This window comes from Marinobacter sp. SS21 (assembly GCF_028369065.1).
Taxonomy (GTDB): Bacteria; Pseudomonadota; Gammaproteobacteria; order Pseudomonadales; family Oleiphilaceae; genus Marinobacter.
Map to the genome: position 1 here is coordinate 15,194 of NZ_JAQNDA010000016.1, position 25,621 is coordinate 40,814.

The 25,621-nt window shown below is 55.0% G+C and carries 21 protein-coding genes; all 21 read left to right on the forward strand.

Annotated features, from left to right (window positions below):
* Nucleotides 1–15: 15 nt before the first annotated feature.
* The 21 genes from N6L25_RS16545 to N6L25_RS16645 all read left to right on the forward strand — a co-directional run bounded on the left by N6L25_RS16545 (nucleotide 16) and on the right by N6L25_RS16645 (nucleotide 25,596).
* Nucleotides 16–828 carry a hypothetical protein gene (locus N6L25_RS16545; RefSeq protein ID WP_271982563.1) on the forward strand — a complete coding sequence of 271 codons (813 nt, stop codon included), beginning with the start codon at nucleotides 16–18 and terminating at the stop codon, nucleotides 826–828.
* Nucleotides 825–2,153 (forward strand): hypothetical protein, encoded by a 1,329-nt coding sequence (locus N6L25_RS16550; RefSeq protein WP_271982566.1) that lies wholly within the window; start codon nucleotides 825–827, stop codon nucleotides 2,151–2,153. The genes N6L25_RS16545 and N6L25_RS16550 overlap by 4 nt, the downstream gene beginning before the upstream one ends.
* Entirely contained in the window at nucleotides 2,146–3,126 is a 981-nt protein-coding gene (locus N6L25_RS16555; RefSeq protein WP_271982569.1) for a hypothetical protein, read from the forward strand. The genes N6L25_RS16550 and N6L25_RS16555 overlap by 8 nt, the downstream gene beginning before the upstream one ends.
* Nucleotides 3,119–4,585 (forward strand): hypothetical protein, encoded by a 1,467-nt coding sequence (locus tag N6L25_RS16560; RefSeq protein ID WP_271982571.1) that lies wholly within the window; start codon nucleotides 3,119–3,121, stop codon nucleotides 4,583–4,585. The genes N6L25_RS16555 and N6L25_RS16560 overlap by 8 nt, the downstream gene beginning before the upstream one ends.
* Nucleotides 4,566–5,681 (forward strand): glycosyltransferase family 4 protein, encoded by a 1,116-nt coding sequence (locus N6L25_RS16565; protein WP_271982574.1) that lies wholly within the window; start codon nucleotides 4,566–4,568, stop codon nucleotides 5,679–5,681. The genes N6L25_RS16560 and N6L25_RS16565 overlap by 20 nt, the downstream gene beginning before the upstream one ends.
* Complete coding sequence (locus N6L25_RS16570; RefSeq protein ID WP_271982576.1) at nucleotides 5,678–6,901, forward strand: glycosyltransferase family 4 protein; 1,224 nt, start codon at nucleotides 5,678–5,680, stop codon at nucleotides 6,899–6,901. Before N6L25_RS16565 ends, N6L25_RS16570 begins: the two co-directional genes overlap by 4 nt.
* Nucleotides 6,894–7,490, forward strand: a complete 597-nt coding sequence (locus N6L25_RS16575) for a sugar transferase (RefSeq protein ID WP_271982578.1) — start codon at nucleotides 6,894–6,896, stop codon at nucleotides 7,488–7,490. Before N6L25_RS16570 ends, N6L25_RS16575 begins: the two co-directional genes overlap by 8 nt.
* Nucleotides 7,487–8,113 carry an acetyltransferase gene (locus tag N6L25_RS16580; protein ID WP_271982581.1) on the forward strand — a complete coding sequence of 209 codons (627 nt, stop codon included), beginning with the start codon at nucleotides 7,487–7,489 and terminating at the stop codon, nucleotides 8,111–8,113. The genes N6L25_RS16575 and N6L25_RS16580 overlap by 4 nt, the downstream gene beginning before the upstream one ends.
* Nucleotides 8,114–8,128: 15 nt before the next feature.
* Nucleotides 8,129–9,304 carry a DegT/DnrJ/EryC1/StrS family aminotransferase gene (locus N6L25_RS16585; RefSeq protein WP_271982584.1) on the forward strand — a complete coding sequence of 392 codons (1,176 nt, stop codon included), beginning with the start codon at nucleotides 8,129–8,131 and terminating at the stop codon, nucleotides 9,302–9,304.
* A 101-nt stretch (nucleotides 9,305–9,405) separates the two neighbouring features.
* Nucleotides 9,406–11,304 carry a nucleoside-diphosphate sugar epimerase/dehydratase gene (locus N6L25_RS16590; protein WP_271982588.1) on the forward strand — a complete coding sequence of 633 codons (1,899 nt, stop codon included), beginning with the start codon at nucleotides 9,406–9,408 and terminating at the stop codon, nucleotides 11,302–11,304.
* 77 nt (nucleotides 11,305–11,381) lie between these two features.
* The gene (tviB, locus tag N6L25_RS16595; protein WP_271982590.1) at nucleotides 11,382–12,644 is read left to right on the forward strand and encodes a Vi polysaccharide biosynthesis UDP-N-acetylglucosamine C-6 dehydrogenase TviB; all 1,263 of its coding nucleotides are present in this window, start codon (nucleotides 11,382–11,384) and stop codon (nucleotides 12,642–12,644) included.
* A gap of 179 nt (nucleotides 12,645–12,823) precedes the next feature.
* Complete coding sequence (locus N6L25_RS16600; protein ID WP_271982592.1) at nucleotides 12,824–13,192, forward strand: histone-like nucleoid-structuring protein, MvaT/MvaU family; 369 nt, start codon at nucleotides 12,824–12,826, stop codon at nucleotides 13,190–13,192.
* Nucleotides 13,193–13,494: 302 nt separating this feature from the next.
* A complete protein-coding gene (locus N6L25_RS16605) occupies nucleotides 13,495–15,699 on the forward strand; it encodes a type VI secretion system Vgr family protein (RefSeq protein ID WP_271982594.1) in 2,205 nt (734 codons plus the stop codon).
* Nucleotides 15,696–16,298 (forward strand): DUF4123 domain-containing protein, encoded by a 603-nt coding sequence (locus tag N6L25_RS16610; RefSeq protein ID WP_271982597.1) that lies wholly within the window; start codon nucleotides 15,696–15,698, stop codon nucleotides 16,296–16,298. Before N6L25_RS16605 ends, N6L25_RS16610 begins: the two co-directional genes overlap by 4 nt.
* Nucleotides 16,295–20,023, forward strand: a complete 3,729-nt coding sequence (locus tag N6L25_RS16615) for a hypothetical protein (protein WP_271982599.1) — start codon at nucleotides 16,295–16,297, stop codon at nucleotides 20,021–20,023. The genes N6L25_RS16610 and N6L25_RS16615 overlap by 4 nt, the downstream gene beginning before the upstream one ends.
* 6 nt (nucleotides 20,024–20,029) lie before the next feature.
* Nucleotides 20,030–21,028, forward strand: a complete 999-nt coding sequence (locus N6L25_RS16620; protein WP_271982602.1) for a hypothetical protein — start codon at nucleotides 20,030–20,032, stop codon at nucleotides 21,026–21,028.
* 89 nt (nucleotides 21,029–21,117) lie between these two features.
* Nucleotides 21,118–21,465 (forward strand): hypothetical protein, encoded by a 348-nt coding sequence (locus tag N6L25_RS16625; RefSeq protein ID WP_271982605.1) that lies wholly within the window; start codon nucleotides 21,118–21,120, stop codon nucleotides 21,463–21,465.
* 6 nt (nucleotides 21,466–21,471) lie between these two features.
* Nucleotides 21,472–22,470, forward strand: a complete 999-nt coding sequence (locus N6L25_RS16630; RefSeq protein WP_271982608.1) for a hypothetical protein — start codon at nucleotides 21,472–21,474, stop codon at nucleotides 22,468–22,470.
* Nucleotides 22,471–22,633: 163 nt separating this feature from the next.
* Nucleotides 22,634–23,164 (forward strand): REP-associated tyrosine transposase, encoded by a 531-nt coding sequence (locus N6L25_RS16635; RefSeq protein WP_271982611.1) that lies wholly within the window; start codon nucleotides 22,634–22,636, stop codon nucleotides 23,162–23,164.
* 505 nt (nucleotides 23,165–23,669) lie between these two features.
* Nucleotides 23,670–24,110 (forward strand): lactoylglutathione lyase, encoded by a 441-nt coding sequence (gene gloA, locus N6L25_RS16640; RefSeq protein ID WP_271982614.1) that lies wholly within the window; start codon nucleotides 23,670–23,672, stop codon nucleotides 24,108–24,110.
* An 82-nt stretch (nucleotides 24,111–24,192) separates the two neighbouring features.
* Nucleotides 24,193–25,596: a mannose-1-phosphate guanylyltransferase/mannose-6-phosphate isomerase gene (locus N6L25_RS16645; protein WP_271982617.1), complete on the forward strand. Its 1,404-nt coding sequence runs from the start codon at nucleotides 24,193–24,195 to the stop codon at nucleotides 25,594–25,596.
* The last annotated feature ends 25 nt before the right edge of the window (nucleotides 25,597–25,621 follow it).

Here is a 25,621-nt window from a genome sequence, read left to right on the forward strand (position 1 = left end):
AAGGAAATGGAATAAATGCGCGTAGGTACTGGGGTAGTAGGTACTTGGATAATCGGTGTGTTAATCGGGGCGCTCTTCGGTTTGATCGTGGGGCTCCTGCAGCATTTTCTGTTTTCCAACGAATCGTACATCGCTGAAACCAGGCTTATTGAACCGCTGGCTTTTGATGAGTTTTGGGACATTTCTCCGCCAGTATTGCAGCAGGCAGAGATGATTCGCCCTACTTTGAGTCAGCTGACAGGTCATGTAGACGTGCAGCCTTCGAGTGGTGCTGTAGTGACAAAGGATCTGGTGAACGCTTGGATGCGTTACCTGGATGAAGTTGTTTTCCGGTTTGTTCTTGATGAAGCCCTGCGGTCTGCGTCCATCAGTGGTGGCAATAAGCGCTTTGCCAGATTACACGCAGGTTTCCATGAAGGCTTGGGCCGTCGAGAAGTGATTCTGTCGGTTGCATCGGAATCTTCAGAGGACGCTCGTTCCTCACTGGAGGAATGGGTCGCTCAAGTTTATGAGAACAGCGAGGTGAACCTTCAACGGTCGATGGCATCGTGGTTTCACCGCAAAGGGCAGTCGCTAGAGGCTTTGAAAACCGGCGGCTTATGGATGGCGCCGGATGACATGAACATTGATCTGGACGAATTCATTACCCAGTTCGAAGTGGCGTCGAAACTCTCGGAGCAGTTTACCGGATCTTTTGTGGAACGCAGGGACACCCGTGTGTATTCAGTACCCGTTCGGGTCCGGGAGCGTTTGATTATGTGGGCTGCTATCGGCGCATTGTTTGCGATGTTTTCGTTGGTTGTGTACGGATCCAAGAGTCGTAAGTGAGTATCCGTAAACGGTTTGTCCACCTTCTGGTTGGGCCGATTGTCGTTTTGATCGTAGGCCTGGCCGCTGGGCCGGTGATTTCTGCCCTGTTTACCCCGGAAGTGTTTGGCCAGTATTCTGTGCTGCTGGCCATTGTTGGCATTTCCGTGGTTGGGGTGACTCTCCGCTTTGATCAACTCATTCCCTCCAGCACGGATCCCCATTCCAATATGTGGGTGGTGCTACTAAGCTCTACTGCCCTGTCTTTACTGATTGGGGCGCTTGTCTCATTTTTTTATCCTGCCTTCCATGCGCTATTCATCGCAGCTGCTACGGCCGGCGCCGCCCTTTTTAACGGATTCTATTACTTTCGCGTAAACGCCGATCAGGCACTGACTGCGTCTGCAGGACGTTCCGTACAGGCTGCTGGGGTTCTCGGTGGGCAGGCGTCTTTTGGCTACCTTGGTGTGGGAATGCCCGGGCTGCTGTGGGGCGAGCTTATTGGCAGAGGATTGGCGATATTGACGATCGCCAGGCCGTTCCAGCTTCGCTCTATTGAGCAGGTTGGCGCACATTTCAAGAGTCAGTGGCCACAGGCGAGGTGGTTGTTGCCTTCTGCGTTGTTGGGGGCTTTGGCTCTGCAACTGTTACCGCTCGGAATGTTGCTTTCGGTGGGAGCGAGTTCTGCGGGCATCTTCATGCTGGTTTATCGCATGGTGGTTGTACCCAATTCGCTGTTGTCAAAGGTCGCGAATGACACCCTGTTGGTTGAACTCGGGCGTCTTCGCAAAGAAGGCCAGGATTGTGGGCCGCTGATGGAGCAAGGCTTCGGGAAGCTGGTGATTGCAGCCACGGGCATATACGGTGTGCTTGGCGTTCATGGAACTTGGCTTTTCCCGCTGGTGTTGGATGGTGCCTGGTCGCAGTCTGGCGAACTTGTCGGTTGGCTGTCGGTACTGGTGGCTGGTTGGGCCGTAGCCTCACCAATGGCATCGGTATTTGTTGCGCTGGAAAAATCTCAGTGGTCCCTATGTCTGAGCCTGTTGGACTTGCTCAATCGAATGGTAGCGCTCGCTGTCGGCTTTGTTGCTCAAGATGTTGTGATGGCCTGCATATCACTGGCATGTGGCGGGGTTGTGGTGTACGGGGTCTCCGCGATAAGTTCGCTGAAGTTGGCCGGCGGCAATGTTGGCAGGGTTGTTTCGGGGTTTGGTAAATTCCTGCTGTTGCTATGGGCAATTTTGTTTTTGTCAGGGGTGCTGCTCAAGTCCGGCATTTTTTGGGGCGCATTAGTATTGGGTGCGCTCGTCACTGTGTTGGCACTAAGGAGGGTCGCTTTTGGCTAGTCGGTATGCATTGATGGGGGCGACCCTTTGGACAAAACGGCTGGCAAAGGTGCTCGCAGAGCATGGCGGAATCAAGTGTCAGCCGGTTTCGGAACTAACTCCACGGGATGCCTGGAAGCTGCTTGGCCTCGTCGGTTGTAAGTTAGCCATTCGGGTGGGATTCCGGCCGGGACAGTTGAGACCTCGTGGGCTACTGATCGATCTGGTCAGCATAATTTACGTGCTTTGCGGTGGGCGCCTGGTTTTCTATTGGACAGGGTCAGACGTGGAACGCACGGTTGCCCTCCACCTCAAGGGTTCAGGTGTCACTGGAACTTGGGGGCGCTACGTTTCGCGTTGGCTGTTAAGCCGTTCCAGACATTGCGTCGCAGCGCCCTGGTTGGCGGACGAGTTGAAACCCTTGGCCGTAGAGGCTGTTTGCCTGCCCTTTCCGTCACCCACCGTAGAGTTCGAGCAGTTGGCCTTGTCGCGGGATCCCCGGCCGGACCGATTCCGGATTCTGACTTACATTCCTGACCATAATCCGGCCAATTACTGCGGTGAGGAAATTGTTCATGCTGCGCGATTGTTGCCCGATGTCGATTTTCTAGTGATGGGGGGCAGTGGTAGCTGGTGCAAGCACCAGCCCGAGAATCTTGAGTTTTTGGGATGGACCAATGCCGCCGAGCAATACTGTCGGACATCGGTGGTTGTTCGGGCGGTCCGGCACGATGCACTTGGCGGAACGGTCCGTGAGGCCTTACTGTGCGGTTGCTATGTGATCTACACCTTTCCCCACCCAAACACGACCTTGCTTGAGTTGACTGGTCAGGTTGCCGCGGACGGTCGGCGTCTGGCAGACGCTGTTGCTACGTTTAACAACTGCTTCACAGCCAATGACCTGCCTCTGAACCTCGACGCTCGACAGTGGGTTCTTGAGAACCTGGGCGAAGCGCAACTTGCGCGTAATCTGGTGGGCTTTTTGAATGCCTGAGAAAGTAGTTTTCCGATTGAGGCTTTTGCTTTTGCTGGCCGCCCTCACAGGTGGTGCCGCAGTGATTGGGTTTTGTCACGGTTTGGTATTTTATGATCTGATTGTCTCGGCTTATTTATTGTTTTTGATCATTTTATTACCCATTTTTTTGTTTAAGGTCCAGTGGTATGAGCCGATTGTGGCGGTTAACGTCATGCTGTTTATATTTGTGCTGGATTTGATTTATCTGTCAATGACCGGATTCTCCCATGCTGAGCATCTATTGCATGGCTATGGCGAGGTGCTGGCAATCTCTGGCCCAGTAGTACTGTTTTCTGGGGCTTGGCTGTTGTTCTTTACGCTGGGCTATTTTCTCCTGAGGCGGGCGCCCAATGCGATTAATAAGCAAGATCCTATTGTCCCAGTGACGTTAATCTCGCCAAGACCGCTTCAGATGGCAGCAGCGCTGGGATGCCTGGCAATCGCGGCCGCAAATCTTTTTTACAATATCTGGCTTTTTAGTCCCGGAAACCCGCTGGCTTTCTTTATGGAATTTGGCGTGGCCCGCCATCGGGTGCAGGTGAACGCTGGTTGGTTCACCACTTTGGGATACAACTTTTTTATTGTCGCCCTGGTTCTGTATCGGACCGCAGTAGGCCGATGGCGCACTGTGAATTTCGTGTTTTATATGGCCATGCTTTTGTTGTCGTTGTTAGCGATTGTCTCTCGTGGCCAGATTTTCTTTACTTTCTCGGTGGTAATTTTCCTGCTGGTCTTTGAGTGCATGATATCCACTCGCCGCCGCTTGATGTTGTCCTTGTGTGTAATTTTCCTGCCGGCATTGATTATGGTCGTGCTGTTTGCTTATGCGATGCGTTTAGTGAGCGTTGAGCTTTTTCTGGCGGCTGAGACCGGACAAGCACTGGATGTGCGGGCAGTTGTCCTGGATAAATTGGCCAATATCGCTCATTTGATATTTGGCAAGGGGAACGTACCTAATCTACCCGCAATGTTGGTGTATTGGGAACATTACAATCAGGTTGAAGGCTGGCTAAATGGGCGCTCGATGTTTAGTTGGTTACATGGTTTTGTCCCCGGGTACGCAGGGACGTTTATTGGCTACCACATAAGTGATATTTGGTATCCCAATAATGTTGGCGGAATTCCTCCTGGAATTGTTATGGAATTCTATTCCAACTTTGGGGTTGTGGGGGCGCTGTTGGCCGCGACGTTACTGGGGCTGCTATCCGCCATGATATTTAATGCGTTTATGGAAAAGCGAACGATTGTATGGTGCGTGATTTATTGTGCATTATTGACTAGGTTCTGGTTTATCGCGCCGAAAGTTGAGATGGCGACGCTTAATAATGCGATTTGGTTATTCGCACCCACGGTAGTGGCAATTCTAATATTGTCAAAGCTCTCGGTTCCCGTTAGTAAAATGATTTCGTTGCGCTCCAATGATTCATCTATCAAATAATTTTATCAGCAGCAAGGTGCATTGCGAGATCGCATGCCACCTTGCCCGAATTGAAGGTAAGCAGCATGTTATTGTTCCGGTTCGACGTGATGAGGACGTTGGCAAGCATGATCCCAATGACAGGTTAGTTCAGGTTCACTACGTAAAGTTTTCCAACAGAATTCTCAGGTTCTTCCCATTGCTGAAGATTTTTGTTGTATTGCTGAAAGTTATCCCTGCGTTTGTATCCATTGCGGACGGCGCAAAACGGGGCGCGCAGGCTAATGTTTTGGCACACAATTTTTGGTCGGATGGGATGGTGGCGTTTTTTCTATCCTTTTTGAGACCCATTCGTTATGCGTTGGTTGTCCGGAATACGGATATTAATATCTTTATTTCGCATCTTTGGCACTATCGCTGGCTCATGCGACTGGCGATCAAAAGATCAAGTGGGTTGGTGTTCGTCAGCCAATCCCATCGTCGGCGGTTTGTGGCAAGGTGGCCAGAACTGGCGCAGGTAGCAAAGAAAATTGAGGTGATTCCCAATGGAGTGGGTGACTTTTGGCACGCTGAACATGTAACCCAGCCTTTGGAACGGGAGAGACTGTGCTGTTTCGTTGGCCGTTTCGACGCAAACAAAAATCTCGGCCGGATTGTGCAAGCCGCTAGCCGTCTCTATCAGGATTTTCCGGATTTCAGATTGGCGCTGGTGGGAGGAACACACAAGGAGTTGCAGAGCTTGCTGGGTGTCAGCCAGCTGCCGCCATTCCTGGACGTGCGAGGCGTGATCAAAGACCCGGTGGAACTTAAGGCCGTCTATCGCGAAGCCAGGGTGTTTGTTATGCCCTCTCTGACCGAGACCTTCGGGCTGGTGTTTATTGAAGCGCTCTCGCAGGGGTGTGCATTGGTCTGTACGAAGCATGAGGGTATTGATGGCTTCTTTGATTCCCCAAGCATTGTCGCCGTTGACCCGCGCTCGGTGGATCAGATTTATCAGGCGATGCGGGCTCTCCTCATGGAACATTGCAATGGCGTTGAGCCAGGTTGGGTTGACGAGTCGTTAGCCCAGTTTCAGTGGAGCGGGGTCGCTCAGAAATACAGAGAAGTTTTTGCATGAAAATTATTTATCTGCACCAGTACTTTAATACGCCGGATATGGTCGGCGGCACCCGCTCATACGAAATGGCCAAACGTATGGTCATGGCGGGTCACCAGGTAGAAATGGTGACGACCAGAACCGACGGTGCCATTAACGGGAGTGACTGGGTTGTTGAAGAAGTAGACGGAATTCGCGTTCATTGGCTACCGGTGAATTACAGCAATGCCATGGGCATTGCTCGGCGTCTGCTCGCGTTCACGGAGTTTGCTCGAAGGGCCTCTGCATACGCATCCAGATTGCAGGGAGATGTCGTTTTTGCCTCCAGCACACCACTGACTATTGCCATTCCTGGTGTTAAGGCCAGCAAAAATCTGAAGGTCCCACTTGTTTTTGAGGTTAGGGATTTATGGCCAGAAATCCCCATCGCCATGGGGGCCCTCAATTTTCCCTTCAGCGCGTATCTGGCCAAAAAGCTTGAACGCTGGGCTTACAGACATTCGGATGCGGTGGTTACTCTCTCTCCTGGCATGACACAGGGGGTCATCAAAACGGGAGTTTCTGAGCGGCATGTAACCTGCGTTCCCAACAGCGCTGATATAGATCTGTTTGACGGCGCGGAGGAGCGAGGCCGCCAGTTCCGATCGGAGCGCCCATGGTTGGGGCAGAGGCCGTTGGTGTTATATGCCGGCACCTTTGGGCGGGTGAACGGTGTGAATTATATGGTCGAGCTCGCTAACCATATGCAAGCCATTGATCCGGAAGTAAGGTTTTTGGCAGTAGGGGCGGGGGCGGAACGAGAAACTGTTGAGAGCCTGGCTCAGGAAATGGGTGTACTGAATGAGAACTTTTTCATCGAAGACCCAGTTTCCAAAAAAGAAGTCCCCACATTGTTCTCCGCTGCCACGGTCTGTACATCGTGGGTTATTAATTTGCGAGAGCTTTGGAACAACAGTGCCAACAAAGTCTTTGACGCACTTGCCGCTGGTCGACCTGTAGCTATCAATCATGGTGGGTGGCAAAAAGATCTCATCGAGGAGCACGACATTGGGGTTGCCTTACCTGCCTTGGATACCAAGGCAGCCGCTCGTGAGCTTGCGGAATTTCTGGGCAACGATGAGCAAGTTCTGAAAGCCGGGGAGGGGGCCAGGACATTGGCGAACAGTCGTTTCTCCCGTGACCAGCTCGCTGGGAAATTGATAGCTGTACTCGAGAATGCCGTGGCCAAGCGTGATGAATAAGAGACTTTTTGATATAGCCGTTTCGTTGTTTCTACTCATAGTCTTGTCTCCTGTTCTGGCTTTGCTTGCGGTGTGTGTTGGTCTCAAACTCGGGCGGCCGGTACTGTTCAAACAGGTTCGACCAGGCTTGCAGGCTCAACCCTTCCCGATGGTTAAATTCCGGACAATGACGGATCAGCGGGACGCTAATGGCGAGTTATTACCTGACTCGGAGCGGTTAACCCGATTTGGGCGATTCCTGCGTGCGACAAGCCTGGATGAGCTCCCAGAGCTGTGGAACGTATTGAAGGGCGATATGAGCCTGGTCGGCCCCAGGCCTTTGCTGATGGAGTATGTCCCTCTTTATAATAGCGAGCAGCTAAGGCGTCATGCTGTTCGTCCAGGGGTCACCGGATGGGCGCAGGTAAATGGTCGGAATGCGATAAGCTGGAGTGATAAGTTTGCCTTGGACGTCTGGTATGTGGATAACAGATCTTTCTTGCTGGATGTAAAAATCCTTTGTTTAACCGCAAAAAAGGTATTTATGCGTGAGGACATTTCCGCAGAGGGACATGTAACCATCGATAAATTCAAAGGAAATGACCAATGAGGCGATTGGCCATTGTTGGGGCCAGCGGTCATGGCAAGGTGGTGGCAGACGCGGCGGAAGCATTGGGTTGGGACCTTATCGAGTTTTATGATGATGCTTGGCCAGAACTGACGATTCTGAGGCATTGGCCTGTGAAAGGTGATTTCAGTGCCTTGCTGGAAAATCTCGAAAACTACGAGGGTGTGATTGTAGCCATCGGCGACAATCACACCCGATTATCGCTGCAGCAAGAGCTGGAAGATCGTGGAAGTGAGCTGGTGACTCTGGTGCATCCCGGGGCTTGCGTCAGTCCTTACGCGAGCTTGGGCACGGGCTCGGTGATACTAGCCGGTGCTGCAATCAATATTGATGCGACGTTGGGAAAGGCGTGCATTATAAATACGAATGCGTCGGTTGATCATGATTGCTCACTCGACGATGGCGTTCATGTGAGTCCGGGCGCAGCGCTTGCTGGCGGAGTATCGGTTGGGCAATGCAGCTGGGTCGGAATTGGCGCGAGTGTTCGCCAACTCATAGCCATCGGTGCGGATGTTGTCGTTGGGGCCGGTTCCTGTGTTGTTGCGCCTTTGGCGGATGGTCAGACCTATGTTGGTATGCCGGCCCGTCCATTTCAAAGAAATTAATCAGGTTCTTTTTCTATGCTGAACGGTCCTTTCTCCCCTTGGCCATGCTTCACTCACGAAGAGGCCGAGGCGGTTTCCCAAGTACTGCTTTCCAATCGAGTCAATTACTGGACCGGCCAGGAATGTCGGGAGTTTGAAAGAGAGTTTGCGGAATTTGCTGGCGTAGAGTACGCCGTTGCGGTCGCAAATGGCACTGTTGCTCTCGATCTTGCCCTCAAAGGGCTGGGGGTTGGTCCAGGTGACGAAGTGATTGTTACCTCACGTACGTTCCTTGCTTCGGCGTCGTCCATTGTCACCACTGGTGCCACGCCAGTGTTTGCCGATGTGGATGAATCGTCCCAGAACGTGTCGGCGCAAACGGTTGCGCCGCTGATTACGACCAAGACCAAAGCCATTATCGCTGTGCATCTGGCTGGGTGGCCTTGTGATATGGATTCACTCAAGGCCTTGGCAGAAGGTAGAAAAATCTCAGTCATCGAAGATTGTGCTCAGGCCCATGGCGCCACCTACAAGGGCCGGCCGGTTGGTTCATTGGGGCACGCAGCCGCCTGGTCGTTTTGCCAGGATAAAATCATGACCACCGGTGGCGAAGGTGGGATGGTTACGACAAACGATCCGGAGCTCTGGTCTCGCATGTGGTCTTATAAAGATCATGGTAAGAGCTGGAGTGCCGTGTATGAGCGAGAGCACCCACCTGGATTTCGCTGGTTGCATAACGACTTCGGGACAAATTGGCGGATGACCGAAATGCAGGCAGTCTTGGGGCGGATTCAGCTAGGGCGGATGACTGAATGGACTAAACAGCGCCAGGAAAACTGCAATGCGATCTGGGACTGCGCTAGCGAGTTTGAAGCGCTACGTGTCCCTGCCATTCCCGACAATATTCGACATGCTGGATACAAATGTTACGTATTTGTCAGGCCGGATCGGCTGAAAGAAGGTTGGGATAGGGATACCATTATGCAGGCAATTAACGGTGCGGGGGTGCCTTGTTTTTCCGGCTCTTGTTCAGAGGTGTATCTGGAAAAATGCTTTGTTGATGCTGGCCTGACTCCCGAAGACCGGTTACCAGTTGCAAAAAAACTGGGGGAAGAAAGTCTGATGTTTCTCGTGCATCCATCGCTTACACAAAAAGAGATCAGAAAAACAACCGATGTTATTGCTGACGTTATGAAGCAATGCTCTTGCTGACGGTTGACTAAGTTTGCGGGTGGGTGCACCTGTTACCAGTTTGAGGATGGATTTTGCAGCTAATTGATCGGTTTTTACACTTATCTCGTCCCCAGAAACGAATGATCTCGGTTATTGCTGATCTGCTTATGCTGTCTGCTGCAATTTGGGGAGCATTCGCCCTTCGGTTTGAGAACGTATTTTGGGTGCCAGATCAAAAGCAATTCTGGGCTTCGGTACTCACCGTATTTTTTACAATTGCCGCATTTATCAAATTGGGTCTCTACCGGGCTGTCATCCGCTATTTGAGTGAGCATGCCCTGCTTGCAATTATCGCAGGCATAATGTTGTCCAGTGTTGCTCTCATTGTTTTTGGCTTTATAACTCACACCTTTGTTCCCCGTTCTGTCCCGGTTATTTACGGTGCAATTGCTTTTCTGCTCGTAGCTGGTACACGGTTTTCCGCAAGGTTTTTAATTAACCGTCCGCGGCATAGGCACAAGGAAGCGGTATTAATAGTTGGTGCCGGAGAAAAGGGGATGCAATTGGCCTCTGCACTTAAGCAGGGGGTTGAGTATAGACCTGTGGGCTTTTTGTCAATGGAGCGGAGCAAGCATCGTTCCTTGATAGATGGCTTGCCGGTTTTTTCTTTCCAACACGTTGAGAAAGCGGTGAGGAGGTTGAACCCTGAACGGCTTTTATTGGCGTTAGATGATGCTGACAACGCCGATCGCAGATCCTTGATCCAAAAGCTGGAACAATTGTCTGTAACAGTGCAGACGGTGCCATCAATGACTGAGCTTGTATCCGGTCGTGCCCGTATCAACGACATCCGGGACCTGGACATTGAAGATTTACTGGGTCGAGATCCGGTATCTCCCAACAACAGTCTGCTTGCAAAAGACCTCGAAAATAAAGTTGTCATGGTCACTGGCGCTGGTGGATCGATAGGATCAGAGCTATGTCGCCAGATTGTTCGCCATCGTCCCAAGTTGCTGGTTGTGTTTGAGCAATCGGAATTTGCTCTTTACTCCATCGAGCGCGAATTGACTTCCATCAATATGGTGAACGGCTTTAATGTTGAAATTCAGGCGATTCTAGGCTCGGTTTGCCATTCTCGCAGATGTGAAAAGGTGATGAAGGCGTTCGGTGTTCAGACGGTTTATCATGCGGCAGCGTATAAACACGTTCCCCTCGTCGAGCACAACATTATCGAAGGGATTCAAAACAATGTGTTTGGTACATTGCACACCTCTGAAGCTGCGATTGCTGCAGGTGTAGAAAACTTCGTTCTTATATCAACGGATAAAGCGGTTAGGCCTACCAATGTCATGGGGGCAAGTAAGCGTGTTGCGGAACTTGTGCTTCAGGGGCTCGCGCAACGTCAACAACAGACTCGTTTTTCCATGGTTCGATTTGGTAATGTGTTGGGCTCCTCAGGCTCCGTCGTGCCTTTATTTCGAGATCAAATCAGGGATGGAGGGCCTGTTACGGTGACCCACCCAGATATTATCCGGTATTTTATGACTATCCCCGAAGCAAGCCAGCTTGTATTGCAGGCTGGCTCCATGGGGGGGGGGGGTGAAGTTTTTGTGCTGGATATGGGGGAGCCGGTGAAAATAGCGGACCTGGCCCGAAAAATGATTCACTTAATGGGACTCACTGAGAAAACACCCAACTGCCCGCATGGGGACATCGAAGTGACTTATTCCGGCCTGAGGCCTGGTGAAAAGTTGTATGAGGAGTTATTGATTGGCGATAACCCTCAGGGTACGGAACACGCCAGGATCATGATGGCTAGAGAGATTTCAATGTCTTGGTCGGAAGTTGAGTTGTTACTGGCCAATCTAATGCAGGCTAGTCAGGATTTTAATTGTGAGCGGATTATTCAGCTCCTTAAAGAAGCTCCTACCGGGTATTCTCCAAATGGTGTGATGGAGGACTTAGTCTGGAAAAATCAGCAGGCGATACAGCAGGAAAATAGATTCTCTGTTGATAATGTGAAAAGTTTTCCGGTCTAGCAGGGACACTGGGGTTATTCGGTAAGGCAAAAGTCTATGTTCAAAGTTATCGAGTCGTTTTTTGGGAAATCTGTAATATGAAAAAAATTGCCGTAATTGGTTTAGGCTATGTCGGGCTGCCCCTAGCCGCTGCATTCGGTACGAAGCGCGAAATCGTAGGGTTTGATATTAACACAAAGCGTATCAACGAGTTAAGTGCGGGAGAAGACCTGACTCGCGAAGTTAGTGCGGCTGAACTTGCTGAAGCTCAAGGGCTCTCGTTCACTGATTCCCTTGAAGGTATTAAAGACTGCACAATCTTCATTGTTACTGTTCCGACGCCAATCGACGAATTCAATGCCCCTGATTTAAGGCCTCTTAAGAAGGCGAGTGAAACGGTCGGGCACGCTTTGAAAAAGGGCGACATCGTCATATTCGAATCCACGGTTTACCCTGGGGCCACTGAAGAAGTCTGTGTACCGGTATTGGAAGCGGTTTCCGGACTTAAGTTCAATACTGACTTCTATGCTGGCTATAGCCCTGAGCGTATTAATCCGGGTGATAAAGAACACCGGATAACCACAATTAAAAAGGTGACTTCCGGATCTACGCCGGAAATTGCGGAAGAAGTGGATGCCCTTTATCGTGACATCATTATTGCGGGCACTCACAAGGCCAGCTCTATCAAGGTAGCCGAAGCCGCCAAGGTCATCGAAAATACCCAGCGTGATCTCAATATCGCTTTGATGAATGAGCTCTCGATGATCTTTGCCCGTTTGGGTATTGATACTCACGAGGTTCTGGCGGCTGCGGGTACAAAATGGAACTTCTTGCCCTTTAAGCCAGGCCTGGTTGGCGGGCACTGTATTGGCGTTGATCCTTACTACCTAACCCATAAAGCCCAGGCGGTTGGTTATCACCCGGATGTGATTTTGGCCGGGCGTAGGGTTAATGACAATATGGGGCCGTACGCCGCGGCCGAACTGATCAAAAGCATGATTAAAGCGGGCCAGACCATATCTGGGGCCAGGGTATTAATCATGGGCTTAACCTTCAAGGAAAACTGCCCAGACCTGCGTAACACCCGCATTGTCGACGTAGTTAAGGAGCTGCAGGAGTTCGGTTGCCGGGTGGATGTGAGCGACTGCTGGGCCAGCAACGAGGAAGCTGAGACCGAATATGGTATTACTCTGAAAGAACGACCTGAATCAGGTTATTACGACGCACTCATCCTGGCGGTTCCGCATGATCAATATGTAGCCAAAAATGTTGCTGAATTGCGCTCGTTGATGGTGGATAACGGTATATTGTTTGATTTAAAGGGCGTGTTACCGTTGGGCGCTTCGGATTTGCGGCTCTAAAGAGCTAACTGGGAAACCGCTAAAAGCCAGCAATTTATGCTGGCTTTTTTGTTTTAAAGCGAGGGGTAGTGAATGGTCAGTTGATCAATTTCTACTTTATTTTTTCAACGTTAAATATATAATCAGCGTGTGAGTGATTTTATATTCCGTTCCAGTTAATGAAATAAGGTTTTCTATAAATGGCTAAGATCAACGATTACTATCAGAAAAAACAGCTTATGGAAAAGCTCACCGAAGAACTGCGTCAGCTGGAGCAGGATCAGGCTCTGAAGAGTGAACTTGAATTTGAAGACAAGGTTCGCGCACTCATGAAGGAATATGACAAATCACCTAAGGACGTTCTTCAGGTTCTGAGTGCTATTGATCCTTCGGTTGCCGGCGCCAAGGTTGAGGCGGCGACTGGTTCTCGCGCCAAGCGGCCGTTGAAGACCTATAAGAATCCACACACCGGGGAAGTTGTAAAAACTCGCGGTGGCAATCACAAGACTCTGAATGAGTGGCGTGAGCAATACGGTAAAGAAGCCGTTCAAAGCTGGCAGCAAGACTAAATCATGCCAGTCAGTAGCCGATAAGGGCTTTCTGGCAAAGCTTGCCAAAAGACAAAAGGGTGCCTCTATTATGTGGAGTCACCCTTTTTGGTTTTAAAATGAGAAGGCCCCGTTCATGGAGCGATGGGCGATTAGTTATAGCTTGATCCAGTTCCCGTTGTGCGGGTTTCATTCGATTTGGCAGGCGTTATAATTGCTTTCTGCTCAGGATGAGCAAATCAGTCCCAACCCAGGGAGGATCCCGAATCCGTCCCTGGGACGCTGAGTGACAAAATGGACGACGTACTTCAAGGATTGAAGACATGCCCGAGGCCAATCTCCCGACTGCGAAGGGCCTGCAGTTTACCGCCCGTGTAGGCAGCCTCCCCGCCGACCTGTTTGTCGTGGTCGGCTTCGAATTCACCGAAGCCCTGTCCGAGCTGTTCCATGGCACCCTGGAGCTGGCCAGCACCGATCCGGGCATCGGCATGGTCTCCGGGGGACAGACTTTAAGTCTGTCCCCCTCCTTGAGTGAGTCCCCCTCCCTGGATCAAGTCCTTGAACAACCCGTGGAACTGGCGGTCTGGCAGGATGGCCAGCTGCTGCGCCGCTTCACCGGCGTGGTCTCCGAATTCGCCCGCGGCGACAGCGGCCACCGCCGCACCCGCTACCAGCTGGTGGTGGAGCCGGCGCTGTGGCGGCTGGGGCTGATGCACAACAGCCGCATTTTCCAGGCCCAGACCCCGGACAGCATCCTCAAGACGCTGCTGGACGAGCGCGGCATCGCCGACACGGTGTTCGGCCTCAAGCGCGCCCCGCAGGAACGGGAGTACTGCGTTCAGCACCGGGAGAGCGACCTCGACTTCCTGCAGCGGTTGGCGGCGGAAGAAGGCTGGCACTTTCGCTTCGATGGAACACAGGACAACCAACCGCTGGTGATCGCCGATCACCACGGCGACACCGTCACCTTGCCGGAGGCTAGCTACAACGCCAGCGCCGGTGGCAGCAGCCGTCAGCCGGCGGTGTTCAAGTTCAGCTACCGCGAACGGGTTTGCGTCGCCTCGGTGGCGATGAAGGACTACACCTTCCGCAACCCGGCCTACGCCCTGATGCATGAGCAGGCCGCCTCCGGCATCGACCACCAGCGCGACGATTATCAATATTACGACCACCCCGGCCGCTTCAAGACCGACGCCAGCGGCAGTGCCTTCAGCCAGGCCAGATTGGACGCCCTGCGCAACGACGCCAGCATCGCCCGCGGCAGCAGCAACCGCCCGGACTTCGCCGCCGGTGCCAAGCTGCCCCTTAGTGGCCACAGCCAGGACACGCTCAACCGGGACTGGCTGCTGACCGCCATCGTCCACACCGGCAAGCAGCCCCAGGCCCTAGAAGAGGAGGGTGGTAGCGATCCCACCACCTACCACAACACCTTCGAGGCCGTCCCCGCCGACCGCACTTGGCGCCCGCAGGTTCAACACCGCCCATTGATGGACGGCCCCCAGATCGCCATCGTCACCGGCCCGGCGGGCGAGGAGATCCACTGCGACGAACTCGGCCGGGTGAAAGTGCGTTTCCCCTGGGATCGGCGCCTGCGGCCAGGCGAGGTGGAGAGTTCGGAAAATGACGAACACTCCAGCGCCTGGCTCCGGGTCAGCCAGGGCTGGGCCGGCGGCCAGTACGGCTTCATGGCGCTGCCCCGCATTGGCCACGAGGTCATCGTCAGCTTTCTCGACGGCGACCCGGACCAGCCCATCATCACCGGTCGTACCTACCACGCCACCAACCCACCGCCTTACGCCTTGCCGGAACACAAGACCCGCACCGTGCTGAAGACTCAGAGCCACAAGGGCGAGGGCAGCAACGAATTGCGCTTCGAAGACGAAGCCGGCCAGGAGCAGATCTACCTCCACGCCCAGAAGGACCTGGACCTGCTCACCGAAAACGACCGCACCGAGGTCATCAAACACGACAGCCACCTCACCGTGGAGAACGACCGCATCGGCCATATCCAGGCCAACGACCACCTGACCGTGGACGGCGAGCGGCGGGAATCCATCGGCGGCGATGCCAGCCAGAGCATCGGTGGCACCTTCCACCAGAAATCCGCCCAGGCCACCCTCAGCGAAGCCGGCACCGAAATGCACCACAAGGCGGGCGCGAAGGTAATCTTGGACGCCGGCACGGAACTGACCATCGCCGCCGGCGGCAGCTTCCTCAAACTCGACCCCAGCGGTGTCACCCTGTCCGGCCCGACGTTGAAGATCAATTCCGGCGGTGCGCCGGGGAGTGGGTGCGGGCAAAGTGTGAAGGTGCCGGGGATGCCGGGACAGGTAGGTAGAAGCGGTGGCGCTGTAGCGCCGGTGTTAGCGTCAGGGGGACGGGTACGGCCTATTGGAAAGCCGGATGAAACCATCGAGTTACTGGAACTCGCGGCTGTGGAGGATCTGGCGCTGGTCAACAAATGTATGGAGCAGTCCGATGGCACTTGCCTGCTCGAGCACTGCCCTTGTGCGGGGGCTGCGAAATGATCAAATGTCATGTTAAGAATATTGAGTTTGAGCGCACACTAAATTGGTTTGTCATTCTTGAAGGGGCACACCCTGCCTATAACACCCGTGACCTTATATATCGCTACGTATCAGATCCGCAGTGGGTTCCAGTCTATCAAGGCACTGAGTATGAGGTTCTGGCCCAAGTCAGCCCAATCTTGTTGAAGTTGAACAAGCCTCAAGACTGGCATATAGCGTGGTCGACGAGTTTTCCTGGCCTGGCGGGTTCCTACCTGGCATCAGATCAGGGGCAGGACGGCATCGCAAGACATCTCCAAACGTTGGTATCCGTTAACGTGGAGGGGGGCGCAGAATCCATCTTCCGCTTTCACGATTCATGGATCATGAGCGCGCTGTATTCCTCGCTGACTGATTCCGAAAAGGACAGAGTTCATGGCCCAATCAACAAATGGTTGTGGCTCCTGGGAAACAGTATTGTAGAAAGCGAGTACAGGAAACGGACCCCTGCGATTGAATACCCTCTAGAACCTGGGTGGTTGAACCTCGACAGGGCAAAGCAGGAGGCAATCTTCAACGGTCTCCTTGCCAAACGGAATTGGAAGGAGGTTCAAGCATGACGGGAATTGCAGAGATTACTGCGGCGTCTCCCTGCCAGGAACCGGATAAACTTTACGTCGAAGTGGCTGGCTCTGACGTTCATCCCGGTCACGGTCTCGTGTTGGAGAAAAACGGTGAAGTCGTTAACGCGCTCACCATGGCGCAAAAGCAATGGCACCAGCGCTATGAATGCGACTACGCGGTGAATCGAGCCGAGCGATTTGATCATACCCTGACAGTGACCATCGAAACGGAGCAGGGAGCGCGACTGCGGCTGCCCTTGCTCGACGATGTGCAACCGACCCGGCTCGCCGCCCGAACCCAACCCAACCTGTTGTTCCCTGTCTACCCACTGGCGAGCCTGCCTTGGGTGGATGGAGAGCGGGGCCATGCACTGCTACGCCCTGGTTACCTGTATGTGTTCTGGAGGGGGATCCTCTGGCGGGAACTCCAAACCGACGAAAATGGCAAGCTCAGGGATATCGACCTGGCCCATTGGCGAGAGCGGGCCAAACTGGCCACCGTGCCCGAAGACCGGGGCAGTCTGGATGATCGACCTGCCGTGAGCGTCGCCCTGGACACTCTCTGGGTGCCGGCCCGCTTCCAGGGAGTTGCCCGGGCCGAATGGACCATCGGCGACGTCGAACTGGCCTGGTCGGAACGGCAGTGGAGCTGGGACTACATTGAGTCACTGGAATCTGGCCAGGACATCATTCACCTGCCCGCCAGCTACCGGGAACTGACGGGCATCCCCGCATACGGTAAGGAGGGAGCCCGCTCCATTGATGACCGTCGCCAGGCCCGCTGTGAGAACTTGAGGGGGCTGGACGGCTACGAGCACCGTCGCCGGTTTGGGCACGAGGCCCATGCCGGTCCCGGTTGGATGCCGCTAGGTCAGGCCGCCCCCTGTCGCCGACGCGATCCGGGACGGGAAAAGGATGCTTCCAACCCGTTCCGGGTGACCCAGTCCCTGGACGGCGACGGTCTGAACCGGGATAACACGGTGCTCCACCACATTCAGGACGAGCTGGAGCGGCAGGAAGGCTATGTCTGCAAGGCGGCGGAAGTTGTTGACGTCGCCAGTGGTCTTAACCGCTGTATGGACGATTTGGTTGGGGAGGACTGGCGAGCCCAGTCTGATGGTCAGGCCGGCGTCGGCGGGGAGCAGCAGGCAGACAGCGCCGAGGCCGCCCGCAGGGACCTGTTGGATGAAGTCCGCAAGCGCCTGACACCCGCCACTGGAGAGGAGGACCAGCTTGCGCCCTTGAGGGACAGTCACATCCCTGCTGTCCCATTGCCGGATGTACTGTTTGAACTGGAATGGCTCACCAGCCAGACCGGTTTGCACCTGACTCACCTAAAAGCGGTCGCAGAGGCTACCCAGACTCACCCGCATTTTAAGAGCGCCATGTTGGTGTACTCTACCATCTTTGATAGTAAGGCTTATGAGCGCGGTCCCTTTGATGAATACCGCTATGCCGTGGATACCGAGAAGCTGGATGGGGCGCTCCGTAAGGACGAACGCGAGTCCTGTCGGGCCGCTTGCTATGAATTGATCCAGCGACGAATCGAGCTGCTGGAAAACAACGCCATTCCCGTATTCAATGATCTGTTTGCGCTCAATGGCCTATGCTACCCCATTGCCTTACAGACCCTGAATCCTCTGTTCGCCCATCTGGAGACGTCAGTATTCCAGTTTGATCCACTGGCGGGCAAGGTTGCGAGAGAGCGGGAGGCTTACCGAGACCAGGCGGGTATCGCCTTTATCGAGAAACTGGCGCGGGGGCAAACCGGGTTGTCCGCCTTCGTGTCCGTTGACGCGGACAAGGCGCCCCTAGATAAAGCGTTGGCAGACGACATCGGTGAGTACCAGGTGGAGCCGAACGATGGCTCCGGCAAGCCTCGGCCGGGATTATTGCAATGGCTTCAGGCCCAAAGGCCGGAGGTCGGCGACTTGCCGGAAGCTTTGCGGGAGCAGTACGAATTGAGTCAACAGGAACGCCAGGCCGTCGTCGATAACATGGCCCGGATAGCGGATCCGGTCCTGCTGCGCTGGGCTCAGGTATCCTATACCACCCTGGGCCAGTTGATGGCTGACCTCAGTAGTGAATTCTACCTCACCGTCCAGCGGGCGTTGCTGCGCAAGATCGGTGATGGGCCGATCTACCAGGTCGCCGACACCCTGCAAATCCCGATGCGCTACATGAAACTGGGCAACCCGTTCCTGCGGGGGCTTGTGCTGGGCCATGCCAACCCCCTGTTGCACAACCTCAACCCGGAGATGGTGCCCCTGGGCATCCGTTTCGGCAACCAGGAAGCCGGCCTTGCCCGCTTCTCGACCGAGGCCATCAACGACGCCTTGCGTCAGACCAGCGGCAGTCAGATTGTTCGCCCTAAAGGAGGCTTGGTCAACCGGGTCGGGCCCGGAATGGAGGGGAACTACGCCGTTATACGAAATGGCAATGGCAAGCTCATCGCCAATGCCGCCTCGGTGGCAGGCATCCAGGGCAGTACCTCGACTGTGGCCGTGCAGGCGGAGATGTTCCTGGCCCATGAAGACAGCATCGCTGCCAGGATGTCACGGGGGTTGACGAGTCGGACCAGCAACGCTTTGATGCGCTGGGCACCGCCGGGGATGTTGGGGGTGTTTGGGTTCAATGTCGTCAATAGCGCTCAATCATTTCTTTCTTCAGACTTTGATAAGGGGGTTCCAGCAAAAGAAGCAACCGCATTTGCTTATGGGGTATTTAACTTCATGTATTGGCTTGGGCATATCGTCGAAGCCGAGAACCTGGCTAGGGAAACCCGCCTGTCCTGGCTCACCAAAGTAAGGGTGGATGTCGAGAAGATCGGTGATCGCACCCTCAAATCGGTAACCAGGGTGCTGTTTACGGACCGGCTGCTGTCGATCGCCAAGTTCGCCGGTGTTGCGGGCGCGGCTCTGGAGGTAGTCCTGGCCTTATGGGAAGGTATTCAGCGGGTACAGGCGAATGACCACGATGCCGCAGCGGGGTACTTTGTGGCGGCGGCTGGCTTCGGCGTGTTCATGTTGTCCCACTGGGCGGGGACTGGCCTGGTGCCCCTCCTGGGCATCACCTTCGCGGCAGCTTTGGCTGCTGTCGCAATATTTGTAGCCTTGGCGGCGCTAGTCTGGGCCATCGTCCGCACCGACGACGCCCTGGAAACCTGGCTCAAAAACGGACCTTTTGGCAGAGAAGAGCCTGCGAGCCAGTTTCAGCACCTCCATAGCCTGCCGGAGGATGCCTTCCAGTTCCTGGTGGGTGCCATGTTTCCGCTCACGGGCAGTAGTGGCAGTCTGGCCGAGTTTAATGACAGGGGGCTGTTGTCCGATGAGGAAAAGGAGTGGCTGCTCGACAACCAGCGGACGGAAGGGCTGGTGATCGCGGTCTGCTCCGCCGCCTTCCTGCTAGTGGACAGGCCAGATGCGCAGTTCAAGGCCCATTTCTGGATGACCTGGAACCTCGGCGGTAAGGTGAAACCCCTTACCCCGGAATTCGTGTACTACGATGCCGAGCGCCAGATGTTGCGCTTCCATGTACCCAAGCCCCAGTGGCGCGGCATGGGCCGTTTCCGCTCCCTGGAAAAGCTGAAGGCCAAAGTCCAGGTGGCATTGGGCGACGGTGGCTTGCTGCCAGTCAGTGATATGGATCAGCCGCTGGTGTCTGCGGTGGATAAACCGGAGCTTACCGGGGATAACCCCCGCTGGCTTACGATTACGAGTTGACCCGTTATGAACGACGTATACCACGAAACCGCGTACCGCTCCGATGCCATCCCGAACCTGCCACCTGGGGGGCACCCGGACATGGACCGATCGTTCCAGCGTCTGGCTTGGGGGTGCTGCCAGAATCCGGTGGTGCCCAGCACCGTGGAGGCGCAGTTGGCTTACGCCCGCTTGTTTGAGAGCGAAAGCGATGCGGAGGACGGTTTTCCCTGGGGGGGGGCGGTATTCTCGGTCAGCAAGGGCTTCCTGAGTGGGCTACAGGGCTTCTTGTATATGTTGTATATGTGTTCTTGGCTTGCCTTTTTCGTTTTTTTAATTCCGTTAGGCCTTTTAATTCTTAAGGTCTTGTTTACAGAGCCATCCATTAAGGGTGTGCTGTGGATATATGATACCTTTAAGATCATTTACTTACTCATAGCTCTAGGCTACTTCGGCGGCAAATACAGCCGCCTGCTGCTGGCTTACCTCACCGACAAGCGTCAGCGATCCAATCCCACCGGCCTGTACCGTCGAGAAGGGCTGGTTCGGATCAAGGAAGGCAAAACCGTCTTCGAGGCCCCCTTCATCGAGTTCGACGCCTACCTGGTACACACCCCCTCCGGCCGTGGCGGCCGCTATTTCAACCTGGTGCTGCAGCACCGCTACAGCAAATACCAGTTGTGGATGAAAGGCCTGCTCACCGACGCCATGAACCAGAAGGAGGTGTATGCCTATTGGGACATGATCCAACAGTTCATGGACGTCAGCGGCCCGCTGCCGGACGTCCCCATCTTCGAGCCCTTCCGTGCCCGGGACCCGGTGACCGCCGCTCACGATGAACGCACGGGACGGGACCCGTTCAAGTGGCGCAAGGTCACCCGGGAGTCCTGGCGAAAGAACCACGAACAACGCTGGCAAAACCGCCTGCGGGAGACAAACTTTCATCACCCCTGCATTCTGGATGCCCACATCCAGGGAAGGGGGCTTCCGTTGCCGGAGGAGACACAAAGCGCGCTGCTGGCGTGACATGACTCCCTTGACGGGGCAGGGTTCGGCCCGTGGCTCTGTGGCCTTGATGCGGTTCGCGTTGCTCACCGGCATCCTGCGAGGGGAATGTGATTGCCGTCAGCTCCGCCGCCTTCCTGCTAGTGGACAGGCCAGATGAGCAGTTCAAGGCCCATTTCTGGATGACCCGGAACCTCGGCGGCAAGGTGAAATCCGTTACCCCGGATTTTGTGTACTACGATGCCGAGCGCCAGATGTTGCGCTTCCATGTACCCAAACCTCAATGGAGGGGCATGGGCCGTTTCCGCTCCCTGGAAAAGCTGAAGGCCAAGGTCCAGGTTGCATTGGGCGACGGCGGCTTGCTGCCAGTCAGCGATATGGATCAGCCGCTGGTGCCTGCGGTGGACAAACCGGAGCTTACCGGGGATAACCCCCGCTGGCTCACGATAACGAGTTGACTCCTTATGAACGACGTATACAAGGACACCGCCTACCGCTCCGACGCCATCCCGGCCTTGCCGCCGGGAGGTCACCCGGACATGGATCGGGTCTTCCAGCGCCTGCCCTGGGGGTACCACCAGAATCCAGTGGTGCCCAACACCATGGAAGTGCAACTGGCCTACGCGGGCTTGTTTGAGGGTGAAAGCGATGTGGAGGACGGTTATCCCTGGGGGGAGGCAGTGTTCTCTGTCAGCAAGGGCTTTCTGAGCGGGTTGCAGGGCGTCTTGTACGTGGTTTACATGTGTGCTGCACTCGTGTTTTACATATCCTTAATTGGAGTATTTTTCCTTATACTTAGTGTGGCGATTAATAAGCCAGGTACTGAAAATTTCATTAAATTATTTAATGACATTAAGTACTTTTATCTAATAGTTCTGGTTTTGTATTTTGGCGGTAAATATTGTCGCCTACTCTTGGCCTACCTCACCGACAAACGCCAGCGAGCCAATCCCACTGGCCTGTACCGACGAGAGGGGCTGGTTCGGATCAAGGAAGGCAAAACCGTCTTCGAGGCCCCCTTCATCGAGTTCGATGCCTATCTGGTACACACCCCTTCCGGCCGTGGCGGCCGCTATTTCAACCTGGTGCTGCAGCACCGCTACAGCAAGTACCAGTTGTGGATGAAAGGCCTGCTCACCAACGCCATGAACCAGAAGGAGGTGTATGCCTATTGGGACATGGTCCAACAGTTTATGGACGTCAGCGGCCCGCTGCCGGACGTCCCCATCTTCGAGCCCTTCCGTGCCCGGGACCCGGTGACCGCCGCTCACGATGAACGCATCGGACGGGACCCGTTCAAGTGGCGCAAGGTCACCCGGGAGTCCTGGCGAAAGAACCACGAACAACGCTGGCAAAACCGCCTGCGGGAGACAAACTTACATCGCCCCTGCATTCTGGATGCCCACATCCAGGGAAGGGGGCTTCCGTTGCCGGAGGAGACACAAGGCGCGCTGCTGGCGTGAGATGGCTCCCTTGCTGAGGCCGGGTTCGGCCCGTGGCTCTGTGGCCTTGATGCGGTTCGCGTTGCTCACCGGCATCCTACGAAAGAGATGCGATTGGGAGGCTCATGTAGGATGCTGGTGAGGCCTGCCGAACCGCATCACACCTGTTGGATTGGAGGGTAGGATGACCGAGTACCGAAGGGATTTAACCAAGGGCGGAACTTACTTTTTCACCGTCTGCTGCGCTGAGCGACAGGCAAATACACTGCTAACAGAGAATGTGGAAATACTGAGGTCAAGTTTCAGAAGGGTGAAACGGCGGCACCCATTCTCTATCGATGCGATTGTTGTGTTGCCCGACCACTTGCATTGCATCTGGACTTTGCCGGAGGGTGATGCGGATTACGGTGTAAGATGGTCCTTAATCAAAGCAGCCTTTTCCCGGGGTCTCCCCAAGACCGAATGCCTCACAGCCAGCCGACAATTACGAGGGGAGCGGGGCCTTTGGCAACGAAGGTTTTGGGAACACCGCTTACGAGATCAGCCGGATTTTAATCGCCATGCGGACTATATTCATTGGAATCCGGTGAAGCATGGTCTAGTAGACAGCGCCAAGGCATGGCCTTATTCGAGTTTTCATCGATATGTAGAGCGAGGCGTCTATTCCGAGAATTGGGGTGGTGGCCTGGCGAGCACAGTCAATGGTGGCGAATAGTGATGTGAGGTGATGCGGTTCGGCAGGCCTCACCAGCATCCTACGAAGGGGATGTTGCCGGGCGGCCCATGTCGGATGCTGGTGAGGCCTGCCGAACCGCATCAAAATCGAGCACTCACCCGAGGCCCTGATGGCATTGTCCTGAATACATGATCAACCCCGGTTCATGAGGTTGGTCGTTCGAGGGTTTCGTGTGAATGGGGGGATGCGGCCGGGCGGCTCATGTAGGATGCCGGTGAGGCTTGGCGAACCGCATCAAGATCGAGAACTCACCCGACGCCCTGATTGTACTGTCCTGGCTACATGATCAACCCCGGTTCATGAGGTTGATCGTTAGAGGGTTTCGTGTGAATGGGGGGGGGTGCGGCCGGGTGGCTTATGTAGGATGCCGGTGAGGCTTGCCGAACCGCATCAAACCAATACCCGAGGAAACTACCGAATCGCATTGCCCCAGGCCGTTAAGCTATCGTTAGACACCAAGATTCACTGCTCAGGAGCAATCACCATGCACTACCTCCACACCATGGTCCGGGTCCACGATCTGGAAAAATCCCTGCATTTCTACTGCGACTTGCTGGGCCTGAAGGAAATCAGCCGCAAGGATCATGAGAAGGGGCGCTTTACGCTGGTGTTTCTGGCGGCGCCGGGCGATGAGGCGCGGGCCAGGGAGGCGCAGGCGCCGATGATTGAGTTGACCTACAACTGGGACACCGAGGAATATGCCGGTGGTCGGAATTTCGGCCATTTGGCGTACCGGGTGGATGATATCTATGCCCTCTGCGCGCACCTGCGGGACCAGGGTGTGACCATTAATCGACCACCCCGGGATGGTTATATGGCGTTTGTGCGCTCGCCCGATGGCATTTCCATTGAGCTGCTGCAACGGGGCAGCCCACTGCCGCCACAGGAGCCCTGGTCATCGATGGAAAACACCGGCAGCTGGTGACCGGCGAATTTGCCCGCTATCGGCAGGTAAAAGGCCAGCATTTGCGGTAGAATTTGCCGCAAAATTTACCCAAGGACGAACTATGCTTGCAGTCATTCTCTCCGGCGGGTCCGGCACCCGTCTTTGGCCCCTGTCCCGGGAGGCCTTTCCGAAACAGTTCCTGCCGGTGGTGACCGAGGATTCCCTATTGTCGGAAACCATCCATCGTGGGCTGGATCTGGATGGTGAGGCCCGGGTGTTGGCAATCACCAACGAAGACCATCGATTTGTGGTGGCGGCACAGCTTCAGGCACAGGCTCGCGAGCGAACCGCTGGCATTATCCTGGAGCCGGTGGGCCGCAATACCGCGCCGGCGATTGCGCTGGCCGCGCTGTCGGCCGAGCAGGATCCGCAGGAGCTGCTGCTGGTGATGCCATCGGACCATGTGCTGAAAAATATTGATGCTTTCCGGGAGGCCGTCAACAAAGGGGCTCAGGCCGCGCGCTCCGGAAAACTGGTGACCTTTGGCATTGTGCCCTCGGCCCCCCATACCGGCTATGGCTACATCAAGGCCGGCACCCCGCAGGATGGCTGTGCGGAGGTGACTGCGTTCGTTGAGAAGCCGGATGAGGCGACGGCGGAACGGTATCTGGTGGAAGGTGGCTACCTCTGGAACAGCGGGATGTTCCTGTTCCGGGCCGACCGCTATCTGGAAGAGCTGGCCAAGCACCGGCCTGAGATGCTGGAGGCCTGCAAAGCCGCCTGGTCCGAGAAGCAGGCGGACTTGGACTTCACCCGTGTTGGCAAAGCGGCCTTTGAAGCCTGCCCGGACGATTCCATTGACTATGCGGTGATGGAAAGTACCCAGGATGCCGTCGTGGTGCCACTGGATGCCGGATGGTCGGACGTGGGTTCCTGGTCTGCGTTGTGGGAAATCCAGCCGCAGGATGCGGATGGTAATGTCTGCCGTGGCGACGTGATCACCGAGGACGTGTCCGGCAGTTACCTGCATTCGGAAGGCCGGCTGATCGCCGCCCTGGGTGTCAGCGACCATGTGATTGTCGAAACCGACGATGTGGTGCTGGTGGCGGATCGCGCCCGTGTCCAGGATGTCAAAAAACTGGTGGCCAAAGTGAAGGCGCAGGGACGTCTCGAGCACCGCTTCCACAAGAAGGTCCACCGCCCTTGGGGCACCTACGAGGGCGTCGCCATGGGGGAACGCTTCCAGGTCAAGCGCATTATGGTCAATCCGGGCGCGTCCTTGTCGCTGCAGAAGCACCACCACCGAGCCGAGCACTGGGTCGTGGTCAAGGGCACCGCCAGCGTTAACCGGGGTGAGGAGACGCTGTTGCTCACCGAGGATCAGTCCACTTATATTCCGTTAGGCGTGACCCACCGCCTGACCAACCCTGGCGTTATCCCCCTGGAGCTGATCGAAGTCCAAACTGGCAGCTATCTGGGCGAAGACGACATCGTCCGGTTTGAGGACACCTACAACCGGGTGTAAAACAAGTTTGTACCCAATTGCACAA